This window comes from Azohydromonas lata NBRC 102462 (assembly GCF_001571085.1).
GTDB classification, from domain to species: Bacteria; Pseudomonadota; Gammaproteobacteria; order Burkholderiales; family Burkholderiaceae_C; genus Azohydromonas; species Azohydromonas lata.
This window is the reverse complement of sequence record NZ_BCTC01000167.1, coordinates 1-9642: the sequence shown is the minus strand read 5'-3', so window position 1 is coordinate 9642 and position 9642 is coordinate 1. Positions and strand designations below refer to the sequence as shown.

The 9642-nt window shown below is 66.5% G+C and carries 9 protein-coding genes and 2 pseudogenes; 6 read left to right on the top strand and 5 right to left on the bottom strand.

What is annotated here, in order from left to right:
* Positions 1–267: pseudogene (locus ALA01S_RS33725) on the bottom strand (hypothetical protein); the annotation flags it as partial.
* A gap of 129 nt (positions 268–396) precedes the next feature.
* On the opposite strand from ALA01S_RS33725, the gene ALA01S_RS29295 reads away from it, so the two are divergent.
* Positions 397–1398: a Bug family tripartite tricarboxylate transporter substrate binding protein gene (locus ALA01S_RS29295; RefSeq protein ID WP_066343001.1), complete on the top strand. Its 1002-nt coding sequence runs from the start codon at positions 397–399 to the stop codon at positions 1396–1398.
* A 107-nt stretch (positions 1399–1505) separates the two neighbouring features.
* On the opposite strand, the gene ALA01S_RS29290 is transcribed toward ALA01S_RS29295, so the two are convergent.
* Both ALA01S_RS29290 and ALA01S_RS29285 read right to left on the bottom strand, forming a co-directional pair.
* The gene (locus ALA01S_RS29290) at positions 1506–2447 is read right to left on the bottom strand and encodes a YcjF family protein (protein ID WP_066342998.1); all 942 of its coding nucleotides are present in this window, start codon (positions 2445–2447) and stop codon (positions 1506–1508) included.
* A 107-nt stretch (positions 2448–2554) separates the two neighbouring features.
* Entirely contained in the window at positions 2555–3526 is a 972-nt protein-coding gene (locus tag ALA01S_RS29285) for a Bug family tripartite tricarboxylate transporter substrate binding protein (RefSeq protein ID WP_066342995.1), read from the bottom strand.
* Between the two features lie 205 nt (positions 3527–3731).
* Between ALA01S_RS29285 and ALA01S_RS29280 the strand changes: the two genes are divergently transcribed.
* Both ALA01S_RS29280 and ALA01S_RS29275 read left to right on the top strand, forming a co-directional pair.
* A complete protein-coding gene (locus ALA01S_RS29280; protein WP_084268064.1) occupies positions 3732–5480 on the top strand; it encodes a sensor histidine kinase in 1749 nt (582 codons plus the stop codon).
* Positions 5462–6097 carry a response regulator transcription factor gene (locus ALA01S_RS29275; RefSeq protein WP_066342991.1) on the top strand — a complete coding sequence of 212 codons (636 nt, stop codon included), beginning with the start codon at positions 5462–5464 and terminating at the stop codon, positions 6095–6097. The genes ALA01S_RS29280 and ALA01S_RS29275 overlap by 19 nt, the downstream gene beginning before the upstream one ends.
* A gap of 27 nt (positions 6098–6124) precedes the next feature.
* Here the strand turns inward: ALA01S_RS29275 and ALA01S_RS29270 are convergent, their stop codons facing one another.
* Positions 6125–6544, bottom strand: a complete 420-nt coding sequence (locus ALA01S_RS29270) for a hypothetical protein (protein ID WP_066342989.1) — start codon at positions 6542–6544, stop codon at positions 6125–6127.
* 128 nt (positions 6545–6672) lie between these two features.
* Positions 6673–6984 (bottom strand): hypothetical protein, encoded by a 312-nt coding sequence (locus ALA01S_RS29265; RefSeq protein ID WP_157119385.1) that lies wholly within the window; start codon positions 6982–6984, stop codon positions 6673–6675.
* Positions 6985–7917: 933 nt separating this feature from the next.
* Here ALA01S_RS29265 and ALA01S_RS29260 point away from each other — a divergent pair.
* The 3 genes and pseudogenes from ALA01S_RS29260 to ALA01S_RS29250 all read left to right on the top strand — a co-directional run.
* Entirely contained in the window at positions 7918–8715 is a 798-nt protein-coding gene (locus ALA01S_RS29260; protein ID WP_066343003.1) for an enoyl-CoA hydratase-related protein, read from the top strand.
* A 15-nt stretch (positions 8716–8730) separates the two neighbouring features.
* On the top strand, positions 8731–9165 hold the full coding sequence (gene paaI, locus ALA01S_RS29255) for a hydroxyphenylacetyl-CoA thioesterase PaaI (protein WP_066342985.1): 435 nt from the start codon (positions 8731–8733) through the stop codon (positions 9163–9165).
* Between the two features lie 32 nt (positions 9166–9197).
* Positions 9198–9642, top strand: a pseudogene (locus ALA01S_RS29250) (phenylacetate--CoA ligase); the annotation flags it as partial.

The following is a 9642-nucleotide window of genomic DNA, read 5'->3' as shown; positions in this document are numbered from 1 at the left end:
CTTTAAAGCCTCTACCAGTTCCTGCAGCAGTGCTGCGTTCCAGCGCGGACAGCGCGTACGCAAGGTATCCCACACCTTATCCGGCGTGCGGTCATCAAGGCCGGGCAGGCTGAGATCCAGCCAGACCGCCTCGGGGTTCAACGTGTCCAAGGGAGGCCCTTGCGTTTGGCCAGTCAGTTGGCGCAAATGGCGGGTCTTTCCGGTGCCTTCGTCGCCCACCACGGCGACAAGACCCGCAGGCAGTGAATGATCGGTCATGGCTTGCATTTTGCGGCCTGCCCGTGCTGGCCAGCTTCTGCGCCGTCGCTGGTGGATCACACGGCGGCGGCGCGTGACAAGCCGCCGCGCCGCCTGTCTCCAAGATGGCAAGCACTCCATTCAAGCTTGCTCTTGGACATGAACGGCAGCCTCAAGACGCTTTCCCCCACGCTTCGAAACACCGCCCTGGGCCTGTGCGCCATGGCGGGACTCCTGACGGCCACGCCTGTGGTGCGGGCGGAGGACTACCCCAGCAAGCCTGTCCGAGTGGTGGTTCCTTGGCCTGCAGGCGCGATCACCGACGCGCTGGCCCGGCGGCTCAGCGAGCAGGTGGGCTCTCAACTTGGCCAGCCGTTCATCGTCGACAACCGCCCCGGGGCCAGCGGCAGCATAGGCACGAGCTTCGCGGCGAAGTCCGCAGCCGACGGCTACACGTTGATGGTCGCGTCCTCCGACACCCATGCCATCAACCCGATCTACTACACGAAACTGCCCTATGCCACGGCCGACTTCGCCGACGTGACCGGCTTGGCCAAGTTCTCCTACATCATCGCCGTGGGCAAACATGTTCCGGCCAACAGCCTGCGTGAGTTCGTCGCCTTGGCCAAGGCTCAACCGGGCAAGTATTCCTATGCGTCCTGGGGCAACGGCAGCCTGGCGCACCTGGGTACGGAACTGTTCAAGTCGGCGGCGGGCATTGAGCTGCTGCACGTTCCTTTTCAGGGAACCGCGCCGGGCGTGACGGCCCTGATCAGCAGCACCGTGGACTTGATGATCATGCCCGCCGGTACGGCCGAGCATCAGCGCAAGGCCGGCAAGCTCAAGATACTGGCCGTCGCGGGCCCCGCGCGCTCCTCCGTCGTCGCCGACGTCCCCACGACGGCCGAGACGGGTTACCCCTCCGTCATCGTGCAGCAGTGGTTCGGCCTCGTGGTGCCCAAGGGCAGCCAGGACGGCGTCAGGAGCAGGCTGGCCGCGGCGTTCTCGCGCGCACTGACGCAAAAGGACACGGCCGACTGGATCGCCAGCGAAGGCGGCGAGCCGCTGCCCCTCAATGGCGAGCAGTTCAAGGCCTTCGCGCAGAGCGAGTCCCAGCGCTGGCGCAAGGTGATCGCCGATGCCCGCATCGATCTCCAGTGATGCAGGCTGGAGACGGGGCGGTCCGTGGCCAGGCCGCGGTGACGTGGCGCAGGACTGGTCTCAGCAAGCCAGCGTCTTGCGGCCGCCGAACTGCCCTTGACGACCCTTCAGGCTCCGCGCACCAGCGCCAGGACCTTGCTGGCGTCCAGGCCGCGGGCCTTCTCCTGCATCGCCGGCATGAACCTTCCCTGAAGGCCCTGGGCCTCGGCCGTGACGCTGGCATAGGCGTCCTTGAGCATTTGTGTCGACATGGTTCGCCCCCCGGCGTAGTAGCGCTTGGCAACGTGGCCGAGGGCATAGGTGGTCGCAAAGCTCATGCCTGAGCTGACGGCTTGCTTGCCAAGGCCGCCAAACATGCCGCCGCCGAATTTGCCCAGTACGCCGCCGAGCAGCTTGCGGCCGGCCTGTTCGAGGTACTGCGACGTCAGGCCGACACCGACCGTCGCGAGGAAGTCCTTCACGTGTCCGCTGTCGAGTTGGTAACCATGGGCTTGGCCAATGCGGTAGACCAGTTTCATCTGCAACGGAATGATGGCCATCGTCGACAAAGTCTCGGGCAACAGCTCCAGGGCGCCGTTCAGGATGGCGGCATTCAGGATGGCCTGGTCGAGCGCCGAGTTGTCGACAGCCGCCGCCGCTTTGCCTGAGCCCGGTGTGGCCGCCGCGGCACCCAGCGGCGCCGTTGCCAGCTCTTCGGCCTGCGCTTCGAAACGCCCGGCCGAGGTGCCCAGGCCAAGCTGGCCGTGCAGCTTGGCCAGGAAACTTGCCTCGGCTTGCGACTGTGCGCCGTCGGCATCGCATACGCAGACTGCCATTTCGTAGGCGAGCTGGCGGGCCTCGGCACTGCCCAGGCCGGTAACCGCCGCAGCGGTGTCGACGCGCTTCATCAGCACGTCCTGATAAAGCATCGGCAGGTGCACGCCATGGGATCGCCCCAGGCCTTCCACGATGCGCTTGAGCTCGTCGCGCTCGCGGTCATGCTTGTCGCCGTCGGCATACGCTGCGAGCACGGCGATGGTGACAATGGCCTGGATCTCTGCAGAGGTCATAGGGACTTTTCAAGCAAGTGGGCAAGGTGGCTTCGGTCCGTGCCGAGCACAAAGGTTCCACTTGCCGGCGATCGCCAGGACCTCTGGCAGTCGGCTCAGGCCGTTTGTCAATCGACCGTCGCACCCGTGGCCTTGGCCACCTTGCCCCACTTCTCGGACTCGGCCTTCACGAAAGCCGCAAAATTTTCGGGCGTGTCGCCCACGAACTCCGAGCCCGTTTCCTTGAGCACGTGCTGGTACTCGGCGCCCTTCATGACCTTGAGCGCCTCGGCGTTGATTTTTGCGATCACGTCCTTGGGCGTCTTGGCCGGGGCGAACATGCCATACCACGCATAGGACTCGACGCCCGGCATGCCCGCCTCCGCGAACGTGGGCACGTCAGGCAATTGCGACGAGCGCTTGGCGCCGGTGACGGCGATGGCCTTGAGCTTGCCCGCCTTGATGTGCGGAAGGATGGCCACCGTGCTGTCGAACATCATGGGCGCGTGCCCGGCCAGCACGTCGTTGATCGCCGTGGCCGAGCCCTTGTACGGCACGTGCGTCATGTCCAGCTTGGCCGTCATCTTGAACAGCTCGCCCGTCATGTGCTGCGGTGTGCCGTTGCCTGACGACGCGTACTGGAACTTGCCCGCTGCCGATTGGATGTGGGCCACAAGCTCCTTGAGGTTGCTTGCCGGCACGGAAGGGTGAACCGCCAGCACCAGCGGCACCCGCAGCAGGTTGGTCACTGGCGCAAGGTCCTTCTGCGCCTCGAAGGGCATCTTCTTGTAGACATGCTGGTTGATCACGATGGGCGCGCTGGACGTGATGAGCAGCATGGAGCCGTCCGGCGTTGCCTTGGCAACGGCTGCCGACCCGATGTTGCCGCCCGCGCCGCCGCGGTTGTCCACGACAAAGGGCTTGCCCAGCGCATCGGTCAGGCCCTTGGACATTGGGCGCGCCACCGTGTCCGACGGTCCGCCCGGCGGCCACGGCACGACGATGGTCACCGGCTTGGACGGCCAGTCCTGCGCCTGCACGGTTGAACACACGAGCAGCCCAAGGGCCGCGAGCGCCATGCGGCGGTTACATACAGTCATTGCTGTCTCCTGTTTACATATGGGCTTGATCCGGGTCCCGCGGCTCAACGCGAAAGGATCGAATCAGCGCGCGCAAGCTTAGGAATCGAAGTGGCTTGCCCGCATCCGGCCAAATCCTCAAGCAGCTCTGCGTAGAACTACGCAGGCCTGGGCAACTGCCGTGCACGTCCACACGGCACGCACCTGCCCTGCGGAAAATATCGACATGCCACGCCTGTATCTCGCACGTTCCTCCAGCAGCCGCATGCTGCGCGCGTTTTTGGCCCTGGTGGCCATGGCCTTGTTCGCCGCGCTGCTGGCCGGCGTGGGGGCCTGGGTTGAAAGGCGCGAGATGGCCCTCAAGGCGCAGGCGCTGCACCACGCGCTGGAGGCTCACGCCCTGGGCCTGCAGTCCACGGCGGAGCGCTTCGATTTCCTGCCGTTGGCGTGCGCGCGCCATCCCGCCGTCACTGCATTGCTTGAGAAGCCTGCGGATGGCGAGTTCGTCCTTCGGGCCAACGCCTATTTCGAGGAGTTGAACCGCGTCGTCGGCGCGTCGGCGCTCTACCTGCTGGACCGCCAGGGCCTGACGCTGGCGGCCAGCAACTGGCGTACGGGTGACAGCTTCGTCGGGATGAACTACAGCCGGCGTCCGTACTTCGAGAAGTCGCTGGCCGGGGAGCGCAGCGTCTTTTACGGTGTCGGCCTGACCACTGGCGTGCCCGGCTTGTTCATCGCCGAGCCGGTGCATGGCGCCACGGGCATCCTTGGGGTCCTCGTCGTGAAGGTGGGGCTGGACGCCGTTCAGGCGGCCTGGGCCAGCGCGCCCGACCCCGTGGTGCTTTCCGATGCCCGCGGCGTCGTGTTCCTGAGCTCGGTGCCTGCATGGCTCTACGGCACCCGACAGCCCCTGGCGAAGGAGGATGTCGCCTGGCTGAATGGCCAGCGCCAGTATGGGCTGGCGCAGCGCAGTTTTGCCCTGCTGCCGTGGCGCGTTGAAGGCCGGGCGGATGATCAGCAAGTCACGCCCTACAAGGTCCGGGCCGAAGTCGGCGGCGTGCACCGGACCCTGCTGGCGGCGGACATGAAGATGCCTCGAACGGACTGGACCCTGAGCGTGATGGCCGACCTGTCCGAGGTCTACCAAGCCAAGCGCTTGGCTCAAGTGATCACGGGCCTGGTGGTGCTGCTGCTCGTGTTGAGCCTGCTGTACTGGCGGCTGCGCGAACGCCGCCTTGCCGAGCAGCGCCAGCGTGCACAGGAGGCACAGTTGCAGCATGCGGCCCGCCTTGCCAGCCTGGGCGAGCTGGCTTCCACGCTGGCTCACGAGCTTGGCCAGCCCTTGATGGCCTTGTCGAGCTATGCGGTGGCGGCCCAGCGCTTTGCGCAGCAGAGCTCACGTGAGCTGTTGCACCAGACCCTCGCGGAGATCCAGGCGCAGGCCCGGCGAGCCGCGGACATCGTGGCCCGCATGCGTGGTTTCGTGCGCCAGCGCAGCCGGGGACAGGAGCAGTGCGAAATCCCGGACATCGTGAACTCGGTGCTGGCCCTGGTGGCGCCGGAGATCCGCAAGCTCAAGTCAGCCATCGAGCTGGACCTGCCGGCAACCTTGCCGGCCGTGTGCGGTGACCGGCTGTTGCTGGAGCAGTTGCTGCTGAACCTCTTGATGAACGCCCTGCAGGCCATGAAGGACGTGGATGAAGGCGGCAGGCGCATCACCATCCGCGCGCGGGCCGAAGGCGCCGCGGTCAAGCTGGAAGTTCAGGACACCGGCCCGGGTATTGCGGCCGACGTCGTGCCCCGGATCTTCGAGCCCTTCTTCACCACCAAGGCCGACGGCCTGGGCGTTGGGCTGAAAATCTGCCGCTCGATTGCCGAAAGCCACGGGGGCCGCCTGGCCCATGCTTCGCCGCCGGGATGCGGCGCGTTGTTCATCCTGACCTTGCCCTTGGAATCATGCAAAGACGATCGTTGAACATCTACGTGGTTGACGATGACGAAGCCGTGCGCCGCTCTTTGCTGCTGATGCTGATGTCCACCGGGTTCGCGGTGCAGGGCTTCGAGGCGGGCGAGGTGTTTCTGGACACGGTGGACATGCGCGCGGGCGGCGTGCTGATACTGGACTTGCGCTTGAACGGGATGAGCGGCCTGGAGGTGTTCGCGCGTCTCAAGGCCGCGCGCAGTCCGCTGGTGGTGCTGTTCCTGTCCGGCCACGGCGACATTCCGACCGCGCTCAATGCCGTGCGGCAGGGCGCGCGCGACTGGGTGGTCAAGCCTGACTCGGAGGCGCTTTTGGGCAAGCTGCCCGGTGCGTTGGAAGAGGCGGCCTGTCGCGCACAAGCGCTGGAGCAATGGGAATCGCTGACACCCAGGGAACGCGAGGTGGCCGTGCACGTGGCCCGCGGCGTGGCCAACAAGGAAATCGCCCGCTTGCTGCAGCCGCCCTGCAGCCCACGCTCCGTGGAAACCCACCGCGCCCACCTGTTTGCCAAGCTGGACCTGGCCAACGACAACGTGCTGGGCCGCTGGCTGGCGCGCCAGGCCTGGCTCTTGGGCGACGATGGAACACGCCGCGACGAGAACGCGACGTAGCGCTGGAGGAGAGCTTGGGTCGCCGCGTCAGGAACGGGGCAGGGCGTCCGGCAGGCCTATGCGCACCGGTGTGCCGGCGGCGTCAAGCTCAATGTCTCCGGTCAATGCCACGGGGTGCTCCAGGTTCCACATGGAGAGCGTGAGGACAGGCGGCGCCGACGCCCTATGGATCCGGTTCATCACCACCAGCGTTGCGTCGTGTCCCTCGCCCACGGCGAAGGCCGCTCTGGATTCCAGCTCCGCCAGGTCTTCCGTCGAGTGGTCTTGGGGCGGCTCGACATCGATCAACGCGCGTTCCATCCCCGCGGCCAAGTCCGAGGTGCGGAACACCATCCAGCGGCCAGGAAAGTCAATCAGGCACACGCCGGGTGCGCCATAGCGCCGGGACAGACGGGTGTAGAACGCCTGGAGCAGCTCCGGCGCTTGCGAAGCGGACATCGAAAACATGGCGTGCTACTTTGCCAGCGCCACGCAACCAGGCCGGCGCTCCTGTTGCAGCGCTGTCACACCCGATTGGCAGGTCGGCGTGATGCCCAGCCTGTCTGCGGCTGAACGCTCCGGCGGACGGAACCGGTTCAGGCATGTCCCGGGGGGTAGGCGAAGCCGCCGCCTCGTTCCCGCGCCAGCCGAGCTTCTTCGCGCAGGTCTTCCTGCACCGGGTCAGGTGCGCCGCCGTCCTTCAGGTGATCTTCGTACCAGGCCGCGATCAGCAAGCCCACGAGGGGCTGCGGGCCTTGCACGATTTCATCCAAGTCCAATGCGCTGGCCTGGCAGATGGCTTCAATAGGGGCCATTGCAAAGCGCACCAAGCCATCGTCTGCATTGCGCGATAAGCGCAGATCGGCAAACTCGACGCCGTCTGGGATGGTCACCCGCAGTGTTCTCATGCTGTCCTTCAAAGTGGTTGCGACCTGGACTGGTGCTGCAGCAAGTCACGTTGGACGATAGGCCATCCCACGCACGTGACCGCCACTGCAGCCAGCGGTGAATGGAGCACGGCATATGCCGTTCCCGCCGTTGAGATGATGCAGCCACCGGGCCGATCGCCTCGCTGGCCGAACGCGGCGGGCTGCACGCCGGACACGTGCACGAACACCACCCACTAAGATACTTGCCTCGCAATTCGCCAATGCTGACTCATGCGTGCCTTCGTTGTCCTGGCCCTGGCTGTGCTCTCGCTGCAAGGCTGTGCCGTCTACACCCCTTCAGGCGCGGTCGTGGTCGATCCAGTGGAGCGCCCAAGCGGCTCAGGCAGTTTTTGCCCCCCTGGGCAGGCCAAGAAGGGACGTTGCTGACCTGAGGTAAGGCAGCGACAGGTGCGGGACTCCGCCCCATGGCGGACTTGCCCGGGTGGCGGGCGCAGGTGCTGGTCATTGGCGACCAGCCGTGCGCACGTGAATTTGTATGCGGCAGCAACCATGTCGAACCTGTTGGTGCCTGAAGTATGGCGTTCGCTCTGAAACGCATGGCCCACGCCCGCGGCGTATTCGACATGGCCCGTCACAAGGCGCGGCGCCGCGGTTTCAGAAGCGAAACCTGACGGGTCGCAGGACGAGCAAAGGCACATCGATGCCATTGTGGAAAAGGCCGGCCTGACCGACCTGCTCCGTGGCCCACGACCCGGGCGTCGTCGCGCACCTCTGCGACCGCATGGCCGTCATGCAGCACGGACGAGCCGTCAAGGCCGGGTTCCGCAACCCGGGTTTTCACCAGCAGCCGTGATCTATCTCAAGGAAAAGAAAACTCATATCATAGACCGACCGGTCGGTAGAACATTGAGCCAAACTCAACGCTCAAACCGAACCTTGCTGGAGGTCGAGTTGTCCGAAACCCTGATCCTGAAGTCCCTGAACGGCGCGGTGTGCACGCTCACGCTCAACCGCCCCGCGGCGCTCAACAGCTTCACGGCTGCGATGCACGAAGCGCTCGCCGCGGAGCTGGATGCGGTGGCCGCCGATGCCCGCGTGCGCTGCCTGTTGCTCACCGGTGCCGGGCGGGCCTTCTGCGCCGGCCAGGATCTGTCGGACCCGCTGGTGAGCCCTGAAGTCGGCCAGCCGCCCAAGGACCTCTCGGTGGCCATAAACCGCCACTACAAGCCCTTGGTGCTGCGCCTGCGCCGCATGCCCGTGCCGGTGGTCGTGGCGGTCAACGGCGTGGCGGCCGGCGCGGGTGCCAACCTGGCCCTGTGCGGCGACATGGTGCTGGCCGCCCGCTCGGCGAGTTTCATCCAGGCATTTTCCAAGATCGGCCTGGTGCCTGACACCGGCGGCACCTGGATGCTGCCCCGCCTCGTTGGGCGCGCCCGGGCGCTGGCGCTGGCCTTCCTGGGCGACAAGCTGCCGGCCGAAGACGCCGAGCGCTACGGCCTGATCTGGCGCTGCGTGGACGACGAGGCGCTGATGGACATGGCGCAGTCGCTGGCGTCCAGGCTCGCGCGCATGCCGACCAAGGCCCTGGTGGCCACCCGGCTGGCCATGGACCAGGCCCAGCTCACGGCGCTGGACGGCGCGCTGGACGCTGAAGCCCGCCTGCAGCGCGAGCTGGGCGTTGCCCACGACTACCAGGAAGGCGTGGCCGCCTTCGGCGCCAAGCGCGCTCCCGTGTTCACCGACCGCTGAATCCTGATTCCCCCCATGACGCTCACTGCCCAACAAGTTGCCGAACGCGTGCGCGACGGCATGTACGCCCGCGACCTGGCCGCCCAAGCCGCCGGCATCAAAGTCACCGAGATCGCGCCCGGCTGCGCCACGCTGACCATGACGGTGCGCCAGGACATGCTCAACGGCCATGCCACCTGCCATGGCGGCGTGATCGCCACGCTGGCCGACACCGCCTTCGCCTACGGCTGCAACTCCTACGACGAGCTCACCGTCGCCTCCGGCTTCTCCATCGACTTCCTGGCCCCCGGGCGCCTGGGCGACGTGCTCACCGCGCGCTGCGCCGAGGTGTCCAAGGCCGGCCGCACCGGCGTCTATGACGTGACGGTGGTGAACCAGCGCGGCGAGCGCATTGCGGTCTTCCGTGGCCGCTCCTACACCGCCAAGGGCCGCCCGGCCGTCGGCGCCTGAATCAGCCCAGCCATTGCACAAGGAGACAAGCCATGCCCGTGAAGAGCCCTGCCGCCGGGGATCTGGAGCCCATAGAGCGTGCCAGCCGTGACGAGATCGCCGCGCTGCAACTGCAGCGCCTGCGCCGCACGCTGGAGCACGCCTATGAGAACGTGCCGCACTACCGCCGGGCCTTCGACGCCAAGGGCGTGCATCCCTCGGACCTGAAGACGCTTTCCGACATCGCCAGGTTTCCCTTCACCACCAAGCACGACCTGCGCGACAACTACCCCTTCGGCCTCTTCGCCGTGCCGCGCCAGCAGGTGGCGCGCGTGCATGCCTCGTCGGGCACCACGGGCAAGCCCACGGTGGTGGGTTATACGAAGAACGACATCGACACCTGGGCCAACCTGGTGGCGCGTTCCATCCGCGCCGCGGGCGGCCGCGCCGGCGACATCGTGCACATCGCCTACGGCTACGGCCTCTTCACCGGCGGCA

Excerpts from the sequence above, each read along its gene's own strand:
- ALA01S_RS29265 (WP_157119385.1), bottom strand. The coding sequence starts at position 6,984 with ATGAGAACACTGCGGGTGACCATCCCAGACGGCGTCGAGTTTGCCGAT.
- ALA01S_RS29270 (WP_066342989.1), bottom strand. The coding sequence starts at position 6,544 with ATGTTTTCGATGTCCGCTTCGCAAGCGCCGGAGCTGCTCCAGGCGTTC.
- ALA01S_RS29290 (WP_066342998.1), bottom strand. The coding sequence starts at position 2,447 with ATGACCTCTGCAGAGATCCAGGCCATTGTCACCATCGCCGTGCTCGCA.
- ALA01S_RS29275 (WP_066342991.1), top strand. The coding sequence starts at position 5,462 with ATGCAAAGACGATCGTTGAACATCTACGTGGTTGACGATGACGAAGCC.
- paaI (WP_066342985.1), top strand. The coding sequence starts at position 8,731 with ATGACGCTCACTGCCCAACAAGTTGCCGAACGCGTGCGCGACGGCATG.
- ALA01S_RS29280 (WP_084268064.1), top strand. The coding sequence starts at position 3,732 with ATGCCACGCCTGTATCTCGCACGTTCCTCCAGCAGCCGCATGCTGCGC.
- ALA01S_RS29295 (WP_066343001.1), top strand. The coding sequence starts at position 397 with ATGAACGGCAGCCTCAAGACGCTTTCCCCCACGCTTCGAAACACCGCC.
- ALA01S_RS29285 (WP_066342995.1), bottom strand. The coding sequence starts at position 3,526 with ATGACTGTATGTAACCGCCGCATGGCGCTCGCGGCCCTTGGGCTGCTC.